Source organism: Desertibaculum subflavum, assembly GCA_003576705.1.
In the GTDB taxonomy this organism is placed as follows: domain Bacteria; phylum Pseudomonadota; class Alphaproteobacteria; order Ferrovibrionales; family Ferrovibrionaceae; genus Desertibaculum; species Desertibaculum subflavum.
This window is the reverse complement of record QOZS01000064.1, coordinates 1-17600: the sequence shown is the minus strand read 5'-3', so window position 1 is coordinate 17600 and position 17600 is coordinate 1. Positions and strand designations below refer to the sequence as shown.

Below are 17600 nucleotides of genomic sequence, written 5' to 3'. Positions count from 1 at the left end.
GGCGGTAATGTCGGTTCCATGACGGGGGTGACGGAGCAACGAACGGGGGCGATCGGCCTCGCGCAGGTCGATCGCTTGCGGGAAGCCGGATTGCTGCCGGCCGAGCGCTATCTCGCCGCCGCGACGGCGGTGCGCGATGCGCGCGCCTGGCACCTCTGGGCCGGCCGCGCGCTGCTCGCGCTCGGTGCCGGGCAGGTGCTGGCCGGCATCATCTTCTTCTTCGCCTGGAACTGGGCCGAGCTCGCGCCCTTCGCCAAGTTCGGCATCGTCGAGGTGGGCATCGCCATGGCGGCCGTCGCCGCGCTGGTCGTGGGCATCGACCGCGCGGTCGGGCAGGCGCTGCTGATCGGCGCTTCGGTGCTGATCGGCGTGCTGCTGGCGGTGATCGGTCAGGCCTATCAGACCGGCGCCGATGCCTGGACCCTGTTCGCCGCCTGGGCGGGGCTGATGCTGCTCTTCGCCATCGCCTCGCGCGCGGCGGCGCATTGGCTGGTCTGGCTGGTGGTGCTCTATCTCGCGCTCGCACTGTACGCCGACCAGGTCTGGGGCGATGTCGATGCGGTGTCGGAGGCGCGCGTCCTGGTGGCGCTCGGCCTTCTCACCCTGCTGTTCATCGGCATTCGCGAATGGGCTGTCGCTCGCGGCACGACGTGGCTGGCGCCGCACTGGACCCGTCTCGTCCTCGTCTTCGGCAGCGCCGCCCTGCTGTTCTGGCCCTCGACCGGCTTCCTGATCTTTTTCCACCACGACGCCACCATCCTGGTCGCCATGGTGCCGGCCTATGCGGCGCTGCTCTGGCTCTATGCCCGCGTGCTGCCGGATCTCGCCGCCGCCACCATGGTGACTGGTTTCGCCGCGCTCTGCCTGATCGCCGCCGGCTTCCGCCTCATCGAGGACACGATCGGCTTCACCTGGAGCGACGCGCTGCGCGCGCTGTTCACGCTGGCGCTGATGGTTGCCTGGTCGGTCGCGGTGACCGGCGCCATGGCCGTTGTGTTCCGCCGGCTGCAGAGGGCGCTCGCATGATGGCGCTCGACGAACTCTGCCGCGCCTTCGGCATCGATCCCGAGGCGGCACACCGCGCGCTGGCGGCGAAGACGGACGCCGCACCCTGGTACGCCGAAGCGCTGCTCGGTGCCGGCGGCTGGTTCAGCGCCATCGCCATCATCGTCTTCGTCCTCGCTTTCTGCGGCCTGGTGCTCGGGATCGACGAGCCCGGTATCGGCGCTGCGGTTGCGGGGCTCGCCCTGTTCGCCTTCGGCGGGGCCTGGCGGCGGCGACAGGTCGAAGGCCTGTTCGTGCGTCATTTCGCCATCGCCATCGCCGCGGCCGGCGCCGCGCTCGTCGCCGCCGGGATCGGCGTCGAGACCGAGAGCCTGTGGGCAGCCGCCGCGGTCGCCGCCGCGATCGCCGCGGCCGGCACGGTGGCGATACGCGATCCCCTGTTGCAGTTTCTTCTGGTGGCGCTGGCGCTGGTGCTCGCCATCCTCGGCCTGGAGCTGGATGCCGGCCGCGGCGCCATCGATGTGATTGCGCTCGCGGCGCCGGTCGGGCTCTGGCTGTACCTGCACCCGCCGGCGCTGAACGTCCGGCCGGCAGCGACCCTGCTGTTGCTGGCGCTGCCGCTGGCGGCGACTGTTCTGGAGCCGCCGGCGCTGTCCTGGACCACCGAACGGGGCTGGTTCGCGCGCGCCGTCCTGCTGCTCTGCTTCGCCGCCCTGATCGTGCTTCGCCCGCGCGCCGGCGCCGCGCCGGTATCGGCAACGACCATCGTTGCCGCGGTGCTCGCGGCTCTGGTCGCTCTGCTGCTGCCGGCCGGCGCTGCCGGCGCGCTGCTGTTGATGATGCTGGCCTATACGCTGGGCCACCGACCCTTCGCCGCGATCGGCGCCGCCCTCGCCGTGTGGTTCATCTGGCAGTTCTATTACGAGCTCGACCTCGACCTGCTGGCGAAGTCGATCCTGCTGGCCGCGGTGGGCGCCGGCTGCCTCGCGCTCTATGCCCTGCTCGCCCGCCGGGGGGCCACGGCATGAGCCGGCTGCGTACCGCTCTCGTCCTGCTTGGCCTGGTGCTGGCGCTCGGCCTCGCCAACCACGCGATCTGGTCGAAGCAGAAGGTGGTCGAGAGCGGCCATGCGGTCCTGCTGCCGCTGCGTCCGGTCGATCCGCGCTCGCTGATGCAGGGCGACTACATGACCCTGGCGCTGGCGCGCGAGGCCCTGCCGCTGAAGGCCGCGGAGCTGCCGCGGCGGGGCTTCGTGATCCTCGGGCTGGACGACCAGGGGATCGGCCGCTTCCTGCGCATAGATGATGGCCTGGCGCTGGCGCCGAACGAGCTGCGCGTCGGCTACAAGCGGATCGGCCGCTTCAGCACGGCGGAGATCTCCTACGGCGCCGACAGCTTCTTCTTCCAGGAGGGCGATGCCGGCCTGTATGCGGAGGCCCGCTATGCCGTGCTGCATGTCGATGCCGATGGCGGCACGGTGCTGGTAGGCCTTGCCGATGCCGAGCGGCGGCGCATCGTCAAGCCGGCACCCTGATCATGCCTCCAGCAGTCGCTTCGGGTGCATGGAATCGACCATGCCCATGAACGGCGGATAGATCGAGTATCCGATCAGGCTCTGGATCGTCGGCCGCAGGCTGCGCACCGTCTCGCGCGGCACTTCGAGAAAGAAATTCTCCTGCTGGCGCAGCCAGGGCGCGCAGTACTGGCCGGTAAAAGCGAGACGGCTGGCATCCGATCGGTTGGCGCCGCCGCCATGCCACAGCGTGCCGAGAAAGAACACGGCGGAGCCCGCCGGCATGACACAAGGAACCGCATCGACGTCGGCGGGAACCGGAAGCTGGCCCCAGAGGTGGCTCCGCGGGACGATCACCGTCGCGCCGTTGATATCGGTGAAGCCGTCGATCGCCCAGATGGTGGCCGCGCCCAACGGAGCGCGCGGTCGCGGCAGCTTGTAGAAGCCATCGTCGAAGTGCAGGCGCTGTGCCGCCTCGCCCGGGCGTATGTTGATCAGCTGAGCCTGACTGAGGAGGTAGTTCGGCTCGAACAGCCGGTCGAGCAGCGCCAGCACGCGCGGATGATCGATAAGGTCGTCGAGCAGCCGCGTCTTGGCGAGGACGTTGTAGACCCGTTGCGTATTGAAACCTTCGAAGCTGTTGCGACCGCCGCCCTTGAGCAGACGCGCCGTTTCGGCGCGGATGGCATCGCACCGCGCCTGGTCGATCAGATCCTCGAGGATGACGTAGCCGTCGCGGTTGAGGGCGGCGAGATCATCCGCGGTTTCAGGCAGTGCGGGCCTTGCGGCGATGTCGAAGCCGTAACGTTGCGGATGAGGTTCCATCGCCTGCCTCCTTGAATTGCGGGCGTGTCGTGAGCTGTGTGGCGGATGCCACGAAGGTCCAGATCTGCGCCGTCAGCACCTCCGGGGCGGGCCGCGGCACCTGCGCGAGCGCGGTCGCGATCGCGGCGCGCACACCGCCCAGGACCATGGCGACGAGCAGGCCCGGATCCTGCGAGGGGGGGATGATGCCGGCCCGCTGTCCTTCGGCGATGTTCCATGCGCCGCGGCGGACCTGGCGTTCGAAATACGCCTTCTCGATTGCCGCCACTTCCGGTTCGGCGGCCAGCCGACCGAGGATCAGCGGCGCCAATGGCTCGGCATAGTGGAACGCCACGAGGCGGCGTACGCGTTCGTGCTCGCGCGTCGCCCAGTCGGCAATGTGGTCGAGCGGCGCCTTGCTGACCTCGGCCTCGTAGCGGTCGCGAAACGCGTCGACCACCGCCGCCAACAAGCCCCCTTTCGAACCGAAGTGATGATAGGCGAGGCCGACCGATACCCCCGCGCGGCGGGCCACCGCCAGCATTTCGAGCGACCCGTTGCAGGCGACGAGCTCGGCCGCAGCCGCGGCGCAGATGCGGCGCGCGGCATCGGCGGCGTTGCGGGTCCGGGTGGGGCGCGAGGGGTTCATTGAATTGAATTCAATTTAGCCCAGGAGGCCACGTTCCGCAATGCCGCTTTCCCATCGGCTCCCGCAACCGTGATTCGAGCAGAAATAACAAAAGGATAGCCGGCTCTCTGCCGCGGTCGCAGCGGCGGAAGGCCGGCACGACGTTGGCCTCAGGCATGCATTGGATTATGGTTGTCGGCTATTCGTTATAATTGGCTCTTGCTCCTGGAATTGCCGCCATGCTGAGGGCGAAACTGAACGACGCGCTGAAGGATGCGATGCGCGCGAAGGACCAGCGCCGCGTCGGCACGCTGCGCCTGGTGTTGGCCGCCATCAAGGACCGCGACATCGCCAGCCGTCAGCCCGACAGCCGCGACGGCATCGGCGACGCCGACATTCTGAGCCTGCTGCAGGCCATGGTGCGCCAGCGGCGCGAATCCATCGTGCAGTACGAGAAGGGCGGCCGCGCCGATCTGGTGGCGCAGGAGACCGAGGAGATCGAGATCATCGAGAGCTTCCTGCCGCAGCAGATGGACCAGGCCGGCATCGAGGCGGCGGCCAGGGAAGCGGTGACCGAGCTCGGCGCCAGCGGCATCCGCGATATGGGCCGGGTGATGGCGCATCTGAAGACCAAATTCGCCGGCCAGATGGATTTCGGCAAGGCGTCCGGCGTCGTGAAAGGCCTGCTGAGCTAGGCCGTGGCGTTTCCGCCCCGTTTCCTGGAGGAACTGCGCGACCGCGTCTCGCTGGCGGGCGTGATCGGACGGCGGGTCAAGCTGCAGCGGCGCGGCCGCAGCCATGTGGGCCTCTGCCCGTTCCATAACGAGAAGACGCCATCCTTCAACGTCATCGACGAGAAGGGCTTCTATCACTGCTTCGGCTGCGGCGCGCATGGCGATGCGATCGAGTTCGTGCGCCGCACCGAGGGCCTGTCCTTCGTCGAAGCCGTCGAGCGGCTGGCCGGCGAAGCGGGTCTGCCGGTGCCGCAGGCCGACCCGGCGGAGCGCGAGCGGTTCGAGCGCGAGGCGAAGCTGCGCGATCCGCTGGAGAGCGCGGCACGCTGGTTCGAGCAGCAGTTGCGCGCGCCCGGCGCCGCCACGGCGCGACGCTATATCGAAGGACGCGGCCTGCGCGGCGAGACCATCGCCCGCTTCCGACTCGGCTATGCACCGGCGAGCCGCACGGCGCTGAAGGAGGCGCTGCTGAAGGAAGGCCATGCCGAGGCGGCGCTGGTCGAGGCCGGGCTGTTGCGGCAGCCGGATGATGGCGGCGCCACTTACGACTATTTCCGCGACCGCATCATGTTCCCGATCGCCGATGCGCGGGGCAGGGTGATCGGCTTCGGCGCCCGTGCCATGGGCGACGCCCAGCCGAAATACCTGAACAGTCCGGAGACGCCGCTCTTCCGCAAGGGCCGCACGCTCTACAATCTGGCCATCGCCCGGGAAGCGTCGCGCGGCGCCGGCGCGGTGATCGCCGTCGAAGGCTATATGGACGTGATCGCGCTGGCCGAAGCCGGCATCGAGCACGCCGTGGCCCCGCTCGGCACCGCCCTGACCGAGGAACAGATGCAGGTGCTCTGGCGCCTGGTGCCGGAGCCGCATCTCTGTTTCGACGGGGACAATGCCGGCGTGCGCGCCGCGCTTCGCGCCGCCGAGCGGGCATTGCCGCTGCTCAAGCCCGGTCATTCCTTCCGTTTCGTCATGCTGCCGGAGGGCGAGGATCCGGACAGCCTGGTGCGGAAATCCGGCCGGCCGGCCTTCGATGCCGCACTTGGCCAGGCACTGCCGCTGGCGGAGCTGCTCTGGCGCGCGACCCGGGCGGCGCATCCGGCCGACACGCCGGAGCGGCAGGCCGCCTTCGAGGCGGCGGTCAAGGCGATCCCCGCTCGGATCGAAGATCCGACGGTGCGCGATTATTATGAGCGTTGGATCTATGAGAAATTGCGCGAGGGGAAATTTCAGGCCCGGCAGCGGCCCTGGTCTGCAAAACCGCGGCAATGGCAGGCCCCGTCGAGGGGGCACGCCTTCACGCCCACGGGGCCGCTGCGGAAGCTTCCGTCACTGGCGGATACGAGATCGCGGCGCGAACGCAGCGTCATGGCCCTGGTGCTGGCGCACCCAGCCTTGCTCGCACATGTGGATGAAACCTTGGGCGATATCGAGTTCAGCCGGCCGGAGCTTGACAGGCTGCGCCATGCGGTCCTAGAAGCGGCGGCCCGGTTCCCTGCCCTTGACTCGGAGACGTTGCGACGCCACCTGTCGGACAATAACCTTGCCGGCATCGCAGACGGGCTGCTGCCCGCCGCGACGTTCCGACCGCAAGTGTTCCGGCCCGATGCCGAACTCGACGAGGTCTGGCGCCAGTTTGCGGAAACCGCAAGTATGTTGCGGCAGGAAACGCTGGTCACCGTGGAGCTGCGGCAGGAGGAGACGGCCCTGGCCGAAGCGATGAACGAGCAGACGCTCAGGCGGTTTCTCGCGGTGAAGCGCCAGGCGAGCGAAGCGGCGGGTACGACCCTGGAGCCGGGTCGGAAGGATTAGACAGAAGGGGCGCGGCCCGCTTTGGCGGGAACCGCGCCCGGTTCGTTTTGAGCGGAGCAGACGCGGAAATGGCCAACAAGATCGCGGAAGCCACCGAGGCGCAGGAGACGCGCGAGGAAGCCGGCCCCGACAGCCCCCTGCTGGATTCGATCAATCAGGCGGTGAAGAAGCTGCTGGCCAAGGGCAAGGAGCGTGGCTACGTCACCGTCGATGAGGTGAACGCCACCCTGCCGGACGGCCAGATCTCGTCGGAGCAGATCGAAGACACCATGACGATGCTCTCCGAGATGGGCATCAACGTGGTCGACAGTGACGAGAGCGACGGCGCCGAAGCCGAGGGCACCGAAGGCAAGGAAGTCGCGGTCGTCGAGACCGAAGAGAAAGCCGCCAGCGAGACCTACGAGCGCACCGACGATCCGGTGCGCATGTATCTGCGCGAGATGGGCTCGGTCGAGCTGCTGTCCCGCGAGGGCGAGATCGCCATCGCCAAGCGGATCGAGGCCGGCCGCGAGAAGATGATCGGCGCGATCTGCGAGAGCCCGTTGACCATCCGCGCCGTGCTGAACTGGCGCGACGCGCTGATGCACGACAAGGTGCTGCTGCGCGAGATCGTCGATCTCGACGCCACCTATGGCGGCGTGCCGAGCGAAGGCGGCGAGGTGAGCGCCACCGGCGTGCCGGCGCAGGGAATCTCCGAAGACGCCGAACCAGAGCCGGAGGCGGAGGCCGCCGAGGGCGAGGCGGACGAGGAGGAGGCGAACCTTTCGCTCTCCGCCATGGAGCAGCAGCTGAAGCCGCAGGTGCTGGAAACCTTCGACGCCATCGCCAAGACCTATAAGCGCCTGCAGAAGCTGCAGGAGGCGCGCCTCGAAATGGCGCTGAAGCACAAGGCAAACGAGCCGAAGGACGAGAAGCGCTACGAGAAGACGCGCCAGGAAATGATCGAGTTGATGCGCGACGTTCACCTGAACAACGCGCGCATCGAGGAGCTGATGGACCAGCTCTACGATATCAACCGCCGCATGGTGGCGACCGAGGGCAAGCTGCTGCGCCTCGCCGAGCGGTTCCGCATCAAGCGCGACGACTTCCTGAAGCAGTATGTCGGCCACGAGCTCGATCCGAACTGGACCCGCCGCGTCGCCAAGCTGAAGCCGCCGGCCTGGGGCAACTTCGTCACCAAGGAAGCGGAAGAGATCAAGAAGATCCGCGGCGACATCAAGACGATCTCCGCCGAGGCGCAGCTGCCGGTCAGCGAATTCAAGCGCATCGTGCACACGACGCGCGAAGGCGAGAAGGAGGCCGCGCGCGCCAAGAAGGAGATGGTGGAGGCGAACCTGCGCCTCGTCATCTCCATCGCCAAGAAGTACACCAACCGCGGCCTGCAATTCCTCGACCTGATCCAGGAGGGGAATATCGGGTTGATGAAGGCGGTGGATAAGTTCGAGTACCGCCGCGGCTACAAGTTCTCGACCTACGCAACGTGGTGGATCCGGCAGGCGATCACCCGCTCGATCGCCGACCAGGCGCGCACCATCCGCATCCCCGTGCACATGATCGAGACGATCAACAAGCTGGTGCGCACGAGCCGCCAGATGCTGCACGAGATCGGCCGCGAGCCGACGCCCGAGGAGCTGGCCGAGAAGCTCGGCATGCCGCTCGAGAAAGTCCGCAAGGTGATGAAGATCGCCAAGGAGCCGATCAGCCTGGAGACCCCGATCGGGGACGAGGAGGACAGCCATCTCGGCGACTTCATTCCGGACACCAACGCGGTGATCCCGGTGGATGCGGCGATCCTGTCCAACCTGCGCGAGACCACGACGCGGGTGCTGGCGACGCTCACGCCGCGCGAGGAGCGCGTGCTGCGCATGCGCTTCGGCATCGGCATGAACACCGACCACACGCTGGAAGAGGTGGGCCAGCAATTCTCGGTGACGCGCGAGCGCATCCGCCAGATCGAGGCCAAGGCGCTGCGCAAGCTGAAGCATCCGAGCCGGTCGCGGAAGCTCCGGAGCTTTTTGGATACGTGAGCGCGAGTCGGTTAATCTTCGGATTAACCGATTCTCAGCCGGCACCTGTTGTAACCGGCGGTCTCGGACACAGCCGGGTCTGACGGTGCAAGATCGAGTTTCAGCCTCCTGGCCCAGCCGCGTGATGCGGCCGGGCGACCTGTCGCCGCGGGAGCGGGCGGCATGGTCGCGCTTTCAGGAGGCGGGGCCTGCCGCGGGCATCGCGTTTCTTTCCTGGCAGTTTGTGGCCGACGTCGCCGCGGTGAACCCGCATGCGCGCGTCTGCGTGTTCGGGGCGGCGGACGATCCCGTCGCCTTCTTCCCGTTCGAGTGGACGCCGGGATGGCGCGGTCGCATCGGTATCGCCGGGCGAGTCGGCGGCGATATCAGCGACTATTTTGGCCTGGTCGCCCGGAGCGGCTTTCACATCACCCCGGCCGAGCTGCTGCGGGCCGCCGGCGTGCCGACCCTGCATTTCTCGCATCTGGACGAAAGCCAGCTCGCCTACGGGCTGACCGGCGAGCAGCCCCGCATCGGCTTGCGCATCGAGTTTCCGGACGGCGGCCCGGCCTACCTGGCGTCACTGCGCGAGAAGAAGAAATCCTTGCTGCGCGAGACCGAGCGCCGGTTTCGCAAGCTGGAGCAGAATGTCGGCCGGGTCACCTTTCTTGCCGACGCCGCGGATCGGCCGGATCTGCTGGAGCTGCTGGTCGACGCCAAGATCGCGCAATACGACCGCACCGGCGCCGGCGTTCCGCCACTGGCCACCGACTTCGGCCGCGATTTGGTGCGCCGGCTGTTCCGTCGGCGCGATCCGGAATGCACCGGCGTGCTGTCGGCACTGCTGGCCGGCGAGGATTGGGTGGCGCTGCACTTCGGACTGCGCGCCGCGGGAACGCTGCATTACTGGTTCCCGGTCTACAACCCGAAGCATGCCGCGCTGGGTCCCGGCCGGCTGCTGCTGCACAAGACGCTGGAGACCGCGGATCTGCTGGGGATTCACGCGATCGATCGGGGCGAGGGCGACACGCCGGTCAAGCGGGACTACGCGACCCGCGAGCACTCTTTCTATATGGGAACCTGGCGGCAGCCGAGCATGCTCGGCCTGATCGCCAAGACCGCGCTTTCGCTCGGCTGGCGTATCGAGAACCGGCGCCGGCCGGCACCAGAGGCGGAGTCGGCGAAGCCGTGATGCCGCCGGCAACAAGCGGCGACGCACCCAAGGATAGCGCAGCCCAGCTCACGCGCCAGCTCGCCTCCGGATCGGCCTGGATGCTGGCGATGCGCTGGAGCATCAAGGCGATCGGACTGGTCAGCACCCTCGTCCTGGCGCGATTGCTGACGCCGGACGATTTCGGCCTCGTCGCCAAGGCCATGGTGCTGGTCGCCCTGCTGGAAGCGCTGACGGATACCGGGCAGCGCGTGGCGCTGATCCGGATGGAGGCGCCGAGCCGCGAGCACTACGATACCGCCTGGACGATCCAGATCATCCTGGGGGCGATTGCCGGCGCCGTCATCTTCTTCGGCGCACCCTTTGCGGCGCGGTATTTCGGCGACGCCGATGTCGTGCTGGTGGCGCAGATGGTCGCGCTTCGGCCGGTCATCGCCGGATTCGAGAACATCGGCACGGTGGACTTCCGCCGCAACCTCGACTTCCGGCGCGAGTTCCGCTTCGGCGTGATCACCAAGGTGTCGGGCTTCGTCGCCACCATGGCGCTCGCCTTCACGTTGCGGAACTACTGGGCGCTGATCGGCGGCATGGTGGCCACCAGCCTTGCCATCGTGGCGACCAGCTACTGGATGCATCCGTTCCGGCCGCGGCCGTCGCTGGCCAAGACGCGCGACCTGTGGTCGTTCTCGACCTGGATGCTGCTCAATTCGTTCATCTACTACGTCCAGGAAAAGGTCGATCAGATCATCATCGCGGGCGCGGCCAACCCGACCGTGATGGGCTTCTATTTCATCGGCGCGGAGCTCGGACGGCTGCCGACCAGCGAGATCGTCGGCCCGATGGTGCGCGCTTTCTATCCGGTCTACGCGCGCGCGGCCCGCGACGCGGAGAAGCTGAAGACGATCTATCTCCGGGTATTGAGCATCGTTGCGATGGCGATGATTCCGGCCTCGGTCGGCCTTGCCCTCGTGGCGGCGGATCTGATCGCGGTCATGCTCGGCCAGCAATGGCTCGAGGCCGCGCCGTACATGACGTTCATCGCCCTCGCCGCCGGCGTGTCCACCGTCAGCGGGACGGTCTTGCCGGTGCTGATGGCGATCGGGCAGCCGCGCCGGCTGACGGTCCAGTCGATGTTTCGCCTGGGCCTCATGACGCCCATGCTGCTCGTCGGCCAGCATCTGGACGGCGTGCAAGGCGTCACCAAGGCGATGCTGGTGGCGGAGCTGGTGCTGGCGCCGACCTTTTTCCACCATCTCATGCGGCCGCTCGGGCTGTCGCTGGCGGATCTCGCCGGTCCGTGCTGGCGCCCCTTGCTCGCGGCGGCGGCGATGGCGGGCGCGGTCCTGTACCTGCCGGCGGTCATCGAGCTCCAGCAGCCGGTGCTTCGCCTGATCGTCCATGTCGGCTTCGGCGCGGCCGTCTTCTGTTCGGTCTGCGGCGTTCTCTGGGTCATTGCCGGCCGGCCGGAAGGCGCGGAATCCGTCGCGTACGGCGCCGTACGGCAACGAACCTCGCCATTCCAGCTATGATCAACGCCGGCTTCCCGCAACCGCCCGCGGCGGCGCGCCCATGACCGCGAACCGCGTGTCGGTCATCATGCCGACGTTCAACCGCGCGCCGATGATCGGCGAATCGATCCAGAGCGTGCTCGATCAAACCCATCGCGAGGTCGAGCTGATCGTCATCGACGACGGCTCGACGGACGAAACCGAAGCGGTCGTCGCGCGCTATGGCGACAGGGTCCGCTACGCCAAAGTCGAGAACGGCGGCAAGCCCCGCGCCTTGAACATCGCCATGGCGATGACGACGGGAGACTATATCGTCGTGCTCGACGACGACGACGTCCTGCTGAAGAACTGCATCGAGCGCCACCTGACGGCGATCGCATCCGATGACAGCCTCGGCCTGACCTACTCGGACTTCTACCGGGGCGGCAGCGGGCCCGACGGGAAGCTCGCGCCCGCGACATTGTTCCGCGCTCCGGATCTGCCGCGCGATGCTGCGTTTCCGGCGCTGCTCGAATCGATGTACTTCGTGCATCAGGGTTGTCTGGTGCGCCGGCAGTGCTATCTGGAGATCGGCGGCTTCGATGCCGAGCTGCGGCGGGCCGAGGATTACGATGTGCTGCTGCGCCTGCTGCACAGATATCCGGTCGCGCACGTCCCGGAGCCCTTGCTGATCGTGCGCACGCATGTGGGCGCGCGCGGCACGGCGCATGACCGCTTCGACGCGGCGGAGCGGGCAATCCGTGATTTCGGCTACCTCGGCCGGGTCTATCGCCGCCTGCACGATTCGCTCGAGCTGCAGGAGTACCTGCCGCGCTCCGTCGTCGCCACCGATCCGAACTGGGCGCGCCTTGCCGCCATCAAGCGGATCGCCGTGATGATGCGGAAGGGCATCTGGGATCTCGCCGCAGAAGACCTGCGCCGGTTGGCCGGCGCCGGCCTCGGCGCGGCGCCGCTATCGGCGGAGGAGATCCGCGTCCTCGGCATCGCACTGCGCAATCCTCCGGCCCTGATCGATCTGTCGCGCCGACCCGAGGAGCGCGCATCGCTGGCGGCCGCGCTGCGGGCGCCGCCGCTTGCCGCGCTCCGGCCACACCTTCTGCGGGGGCTCTACTGGGGCTTGCGGGAGGTTGCCGCGGACCGACTGTTCGCCCAGTCGGCGCGACTGGCCCTGGAGGCCGTGAAGGTGTTCGGCGTCACGGAAGTCGCCCGGCTGGCCTGGTCCCGGCGCTGAGCCGGCGCGGCTACTGAGTGCCGCATATCCCTTTGAGCGCCGCGAATTCCGCCGCCGTCAGCGCCGCGCGGCCGGGCGGCGCCTCGGCAAAGGCGGCGGCGCGCTGGGCCGAATTCGGATGGGTCGAGAGATAGTCGAGGCTGCCGCCGAGGCCGAACGGCAGTATCGAATCCTTCTCGCGCGCCTTCTCCTTCGCCGCCATGCGGCCGAAGAAGCCGGCCACCGGCCGCGCATCCAGGCCGGCCTGCGCCAGCGTCGCGCGGGCGAAGTCGTCGGCCTCGCGCTCGAAGGCGCGGCTGTAGCCGGTCGAGACCGCGCTGGCGCCGAAGGCGCCGAGGCTGGACCCGCCGGTGAACATCTCCACCAGCAGAAACAGGCCGCCCTGCCGCACCAGCTGGCGCGACGGATGACGCCGCTCGAGATGCCCGATCTCGTGCGCCAGCACGCCGGCGATCTCGTTCGGGTGTTGCGCCTCGGCGATCAGGCCGGAGAAGAAGACGATCCGGTTGGCCGGCATGGCGAAGGCGTTGGCGACCGGCTGGCGCACCACCGTGATTTCCGGCTTCGGCCGGCCGCTCGCTTCGGCGATCCGTCCCGCCAGACCGTCGAGCAGCGCGAAGGCCCGGGGGTCGGTGCAATGCGGCCGCTGGCCCGCGACCGCCGATGCCGTCACCTGGCCGAGACGGTCGAGCCAGGATTCGGGCAGGAACTGCGCCAGCAGATCGGCGGCGCTCGGCCAGGCGAAGACCAGGAATAGGCCGAGCGCGGCGACCAGGCTGGCGCCGGCGCCGACCCATCGGATCGCGCCGCCCCAGGCACGGCGGCGCAGGCCGGCGCGGAGCGCCACGATCAAACCGGCGGCGAGCTCGGGATCGGTCACCTTGACGCGCGCCTCGCCGCCGCGCCGGGCCAGGGTCAGGGTCGCGGGCCGATGGTCGACCAGATCGATATCGCCGAGATCCCAGCGGGCGATGATGGCGCCCGCCGCATCGGTAATCGACAGCGCGGCGCCGTCGACCGCCAGATTCGCTTGCCGCGGTACCGGGGCGGCGCCGTCGAAGTAGATCCCGTTTCCCTGCATCGCCATCCGCCCGATCAGCCCGGCAGTGCATCGAGGTCGAAATACCCGGCCAAACCCTCGCCGCTGCGCGGGCCGGCGGCCGCGGCGCCGATGGTGACGAGATCCACCTCGCCGTCGATCGCGTAATGGCGCGCGAAGAAGCGCATCGACCGATTGATGGCAACCGGGCGCAGCAGGGAAAGCGTGAACATCACGATCAACGTGTTGCCCAGCCACAACCTGAACAGGCGCCAGCCGGTGGCGGCACAGGCGAAACGCAGTCCGCCGAGACTGGTGCTGGCCGCAATGTGACGCATCATGGCGGCGGAAAACCCGGCCCAGGCGAGCGGCAGCACGATGTAGCCTGCCAGCACCGCCAGCGGCAGCAGGGCGAGCACGCGCGGAAACTCCTCCGGCGGCACCGGATTCGGCGCGTATTGCAGAATGGTCCAGTAGGCCGGGCCGAACAACGCGGCGATCCCCAGGACAAAGGCGGCGCCGATCACCCAGGCGAGCAGGAAGGGCCGCCACAGTGCGCGCGGATTGGCCTCGAAATGGAACGACAGCGTCCCGAAATGCAGATTGTCCAGCTCATAGGCTCGAAGCCGCAGGGCATAGTAGGGAAAATAGAGCCCAAGCGTCAGCACGCAGGCCAGAAAGCCGACGAAGGCGCGGTTGGCATAGGTCACCGGCGAGCCCCGTTGCTCGAAACGGATCCCGCGCCAGAACGTGCGGCTCATCCGGTAGCGCCGGGCCGAGAACGCCCCGAAATGCGTGAGATACAGCACGAGCGCGTAGCCTGGCAGGCTGAACAGAGGCGTGAGTATCTGCGCTTGCGCCAGGTCGGCGGCGAACAGGACGGCCAGCCATCCGCCCAGGTAGAACACCCCGAACAGCGCACCGAACACAACCAGCGCCTTGAGGAAGCCGATGAACAGCTCCTTGCCGGTGCCGGAGTATTCGAACCAATCCCCGAGCAGGGCCGTATGGCCCCAGACGTATCTGCGTTCGCGGGTGCGGGCCCAGAACCGGAAGATGCCGGCGGTCACCAGAGTCAGGAGCAGGTTGACGATGTGAATGCCGGTGAACTCTCCGTTCAGACCGCCATAGACGATCTTCTCGCCGGTCAGTTTGACCGGTCCCGCGCTCGCCGCATCCATACGCCCGCCCCACAATTTGCCCGCGAGAAACTAGCGGCGGTCGCGTTCAAAAAACAACAACGGCGGCGGCCGGCGCTTGCTGGCCCGGCCCCCACCGGCTAAGAGGCAAAGTCTTTGATTTTCTGCGGAAGGCTGGCCGCCGATGGGGGATGCGACAGGTGAGCCGATGATCGGCGTGATCGGCGGCAGCGGCCTCTACGACATGGCCGGGCTGACCGACAAGCAATGGGTGAGGGTCGCGACGCCCTGGGGCGATCCGTCGGACCAGATCCTGACCGGCCGGATCGGCGCCACCAAGGTGGCCTTCCTGCCCCGGCATGGCCGCGGCCACCGCATCCCGCCCTCCGAGATCAACTACCGCGCCAATATCGACGCGATGAAGCGGATCGGCTGCACCGAGCTCCTATCGATGAGCGCGGTCGGCTCGTTCAAGGAAGAGCTGCCGCCCGGCACCTTCGTCATCGCCGACCAGTTCATCGACCGCACCTTCGCCCGGGTGAAGTCGTTCTTTTCGACCGGCATGGTCGCGCATGTCGCCTTCGGCCATCCGGTCTGCGGCCGGCTGGGCGACCATCTGGAAGCGGCGGCGCGCGCGGCCGACATCCCGGTCAAGCGCGGCGGCACCTATCTCTGCATGGAAGGGCCGCAATTCTCCACCCAGGCGGAGAGCTTCCTCTACAAGTTCTGGGGCTGCCACGTGATCGGCATGACCAACATGCCGGAGGCCAAGCTCGCCCGCGAGGCGGAGCTCTGCTACGCCACCGTCGCCATGGTGACCGATTTCGACTGCTGGCACCCCGACCACGACCATGTCGAGGTGTCCGCCATCGTGAAGGTGCTGCTGGGCAATGCCGAGAAGGCACAGGCCCTGGTGCGCGGCGTGGTGCCGGCGATCGCCAATGCGCGGCCGGCCGCCTGCCCGAAGGGCTGCGACCACGCGCTGGACAACGCGCTGATCACCGCGCCCGAAGCGCGCGATCCGGCACTGCTCGCCAAGCTCGACGCCGTGGCGGGCCGTCTCCTCAAGGCCTGAACAGGACCGACATGAACGGCATCAAGGACAGGATCCGCACCATCCCGGACTACCCCAAGCCCGGGATCATGTTCCGCGACATCACTACTTTGCTGAACGATCCGCGCGGCTTTCGCAAGACGGTGGACGAGCTGGTGCAGCCCTATGCCGGCATCCGCATCGACAAGGTGGCCGGGATCGAGGCGCGCGGCTTCATCCTGGGCGGCGCGGTGGCGCACCAGCTTTCCTGCGGATTCATCCCGGTGCGCAAGAAGGGCAAGCTGCCGTTCACGACCATCGCGCAGTCCTATGCGCTGGAATACGGCACCGACCAGGTCGAAATCCATGTCGACGCGGTGAAGCCCGGCGAGAACGTTCTGGTGATCGACGACCTGGTCGCGACCGGCGGCACCGCCGAGGCGGCGATCAAGCTGATCCGCACCGCCGGGGGCAACGTGGTCGGCTGCTCCTTCATCGTCGACCTGCCGGAGCTTGGCGGCCGCAAGAAGATCGAGGCGCTGGGCGTCGGCGTGCTGGCGCTCTGCGAGTTCGAGGGGCATTGAGGGCGATGCCAGGCAGAGGGCGCGCATGAAAGGCATCGTGCTGGCCGGCGGCACCGGCAGCCGCATGCATCCGATGACCCGCGTGGTCTCGAAGCAGCTGCTGCCGGTCTACGACAAGCCGTTGGTCTATTACCCGTTGACCACGCTGATGCTGGCCGGGATCCGCGACATCCTGGTCATCACCACGCCGCGCGAGCAGGCACTGTTCCGCGAGCTCCTGGGCGATGGCGGCGACTGGGGCATCCGCATCGAATATGCGGCCCAGCCGAAGCCGGAAGGCATCGCGCAATCCTTCCTGATCGGCCGCGACTTCGTCGCCGGGGACCATGTGACCCTGATCCTGGGCGACAACCTGTTCTACGGCGATGCCATCGGCGGCATGCTGAAGCGGGCCGGCGAAGTCGCGACCGGCGCCACCGTCTTCGCCTATGCCGTCTCCGACCCGGAGCGCTATGGCGTGGTGGCCTTCGAGCCGGACGGACGGCCGAAGGCGATCGTCGAGAAGCCGAAAGTGGCGCCTTCCGTCTTCGCGGTGACCGGCCTCTACGTCTATGACGGCGAGGTCTGCGACATTGCGGCGATCCTGAAGCCTTCGGCGCGCGGCGAGCTCGAGATCACCGACCTCAACAACGTCTATCTCGCGCGCGGCACCTTGCGGGTGGAAAAACTCGGCCGCGGCTTCGCCTGGCTCGATACCGGCACGCCGGAAAGCCTGGTCCAGGCAGCCGATTTCGTGGCGACCATCGAAAGCCGCCAGGGATTCAAGATCGGCGCGCCGGAAGAAGTCGCCTGGCGCATGGGGTATATCGACACCGCGCAGCTCGGCCGCCTGGCCGAGCGAATGAAGAATTCGAGCTACGGTCGCTATCTCGCCCGTCTGCCGACGATGGAGTAGGCGGGGCAATAGGGGGCGAGCGGGGTTAGACCGCCGTTAACGCGTTCCTTGCCATCGATGGCATGCGCGGTGCGGCGGAGGCGGGGTGCCATGGCGGTTGCCGAAACGGAGGAGGAGTCTTCGCAGGCCCGCCGCAAGGCGGGCCGGCTCCGGCTGCCGCGCGGCGCGGTCTCGGTCGCGCTGATCGCATTGCTGTCGCTTGCCTGCGGCGTGCTCCTGCCGCGCATCATCCCGATGCTCGGCTGGTCCGAGAACTGGGTGAAGGACGTCCGCATCTCGCTGGTGCCCTATGCGTCCAAGCCGGTCCGCCAGGACATGGCAGTGCTGGCGATCACCGAGGAGACGCTGGGCACGCTCCGCTACCGCTCGCCGATCGACCGCGGCTTCCTGGCGCAGGTGCTCGAGCGCCTGGAGCGGGCCGGAGCGCGGGCCGTGGTTTTCGACATCCTGTTCGACCGCGAGACCGAGGCCGACAAGGACGCGCGCCTCAAGGCGGCGCTG

17 protein-coding genes are annotated in these 17600 nt (G+C 68.1%); 13 read left to right on the top strand and 4 right to left on the bottom strand.

Annotation, left to right across the window (positions count from 1 at the left end; genetic code table 11):
- Positions 1–18 precede the first annotated feature (18 nt).
- Genes DT074_RS24135 through DT074_RS24125 form a run of 3 tightly spaced genes read left to right on the top strand, consistent with a single transcriptional unit; the run spans position 19 to position 2539 of the window.
- Positions 19–1026 carry a DUF2157 domain-containing protein gene (locus tag DT074_RS24135; protein WP_119422427.1) on the top strand — a complete coding sequence of 336 codons (1008 nt, stop codon included), beginning with the start codon at positions 19–21 and terminating at the stop codon, positions 1024–1026.
- Positions 1023–2033, top strand: coding sequence for a DUF4401 domain-containing protein (locus DT074_RS24130; RefSeq protein WP_162915173.1), 1011 nt, complete (start codon positions 1023–1025; stop codon positions 2031–2033). The genes DT074_RS24135 and DT074_RS24130 overlap by 4 nt, the downstream gene beginning before the upstream one ends.
- Entirely contained in the window at positions 2030–2539 is a 510-nt protein-coding gene (locus DT074_RS24125; protein WP_119422425.1) for a GDYXXLXY domain-containing protein, read from the top strand. The genes DT074_RS24130 and DT074_RS24125 overlap by 4 nt, the downstream gene beginning before the upstream one ends.
- Here DT074_RS24125 and DT074_RS24120 read toward each other — a convergent pair whose 3' ends face one another.
- Positions 2540–3343 (bottom strand): phytanoyl-CoA dioxygenase family protein, encoded by an 804-nt coding sequence (locus tag DT074_RS24120; RefSeq protein ID WP_119422424.1) that lies wholly within the window; start codon positions 3341–3343, stop codon positions 2540–2542.
- Positions 3285–3971, bottom strand: coding sequence for a TetR/AcrR family transcriptional regulator (locus DT074_RS24115; protein ID WP_119422423.1), 687 nt, complete (start codon positions 3969–3971; stop codon positions 3285–3287). The genes DT074_RS24120 and DT074_RS24115 overlap by 59 nt, the downstream gene beginning before the upstream one ends.
- A gap of 218 nt (positions 3972–4189) precedes the next feature.
- Here DT074_RS24115 and DT074_RS24110 point away from each other — a divergent pair, with 218 nt between their 5' ends.
- The 6 genes from DT074_RS24110 (at position 4190) to DT074_RS24085 (ending at position 12409) form a co-directional block, all read left to right on the top strand.
- Positions 4190–4645, top strand: a complete 456-nt coding sequence (locus DT074_RS24110) for a GatB/YqeY domain-containing protein (RefSeq protein WP_119422422.1) — start codon at positions 4190–4192, stop codon at positions 4643–4645.
- Positions 4646–4648: 3 nt separating this feature from the next.
- On the top strand, positions 4649–6493 hold the full coding sequence (gene dnaG, locus DT074_RS24105; protein WP_119422421.1) for a DNA primase: 1845 nt from the start codon (positions 4649–4651) through the stop codon (positions 6491–6493).
- A 68-nt stretch (positions 6494–6561) separates the two neighbouring features.
- Positions 6562–8520, top strand: a complete 1959-nt coding sequence (rpoD, locus tag DT074_RS24100; protein WP_119422420.1) for an RNA polymerase sigma factor RpoD — start codon at positions 6562–6564, stop codon at positions 8518–8520.
- Positions 8521–8644: 124 nt separating this feature from the next.
- Complete coding sequence (locus tag DT074_RS24095; RefSeq protein ID WP_119422419.1) at positions 8645–9691, top strand: GNAT family N-acetyltransferase; 1047 nt, start codon at positions 8645–8647, stop codon at positions 9689–9691.
- Positions 9691–11199 (top strand): lipopolysaccharide biosynthesis protein, encoded by a 1509-nt coding sequence (locus DT074_RS24090; protein ID WP_119422418.1) that lies wholly within the window; start codon positions 9691–9693, stop codon positions 11197–11199. The genes DT074_RS24095 and DT074_RS24090 overlap by 1 nt, the downstream gene beginning before the upstream one ends.
- The gene (locus tag DT074_RS24085; RefSeq protein ID WP_162915172.1) at positions 11123–12409 is read left to right on the top strand and encodes a glycosyltransferase; all 1287 of its coding nucleotides are present in this window, start codon (positions 11123–11125) and stop codon (positions 12407–12409) included. Before DT074_RS24090 ends, DT074_RS24085 begins: the two co-directional genes overlap by 77 nt.
- A 10-nt stretch (positions 12410–12419) precedes the next feature.
- Here DT074_RS24085 and DT074_RS24080 read toward each other — a convergent pair whose 3' ends face one another.
- Complete coding sequence (locus DT074_RS24080; protein WP_162915171.1) at positions 12420–13490, bottom strand: M48 family metallopeptidase; 1071 nt, start codon at positions 13488–13490, stop codon at positions 12420–12422.
- Between the two features lie 14 nt (positions 13491–13504).
- Positions 13505–14629 (bottom strand): YjgN family protein, encoded by a 1125-nt coding sequence (locus DT074_RS24075; protein ID WP_119422415.1) that lies wholly within the window; start codon positions 14627–14629, stop codon positions 13505–13507.
- A 142-nt stretch (positions 14630–14771) separates the two neighbouring features.
- Between DT074_RS24075 and DT074_RS24070 the strand changes: the two genes are divergently transcribed.
- From DT074_RS24070 to DT074_RS24055, 4 genes are all read left to right on the top strand, one after another.
- On the top strand, positions 14772–15662 hold the full coding sequence (locus tag DT074_RS24070) for an S-methyl-5'-thioadenosine phosphorylase (protein ID WP_119422414.1): 891 nt from the start codon (positions 14772–14774) through the stop codon (positions 15660–15662).
- A gap of 11 nt (positions 15663–15673) precedes the next feature.
- Positions 15674–16204: an adenine phosphoribosyltransferase gene (locus DT074_RS24065; protein WP_119422413.1), complete on the top strand. Its 531-nt coding sequence runs from the start codon at positions 15674–15676 to the stop codon at positions 16202–16204.
- Positions 16205–16229: 25 nt separating this feature from the next.
- Positions 16230–17099, top strand: coding sequence for a glucose-1-phosphate thymidylyltransferase RfbA (rfbA, locus tag DT074_RS24060; protein WP_119422412.1), 870 nt, complete (start codon positions 16230–16232; stop codon positions 17097–17099).
- Between the two features lie 90 nt (positions 17100–17189).
- Positions 17190–17600: CHASE2 domain-containing protein (locus tag DT074_RS24055; protein WP_119422411.1), on the top strand; the 411-nt coding region annotated here is incomplete at its 3' end.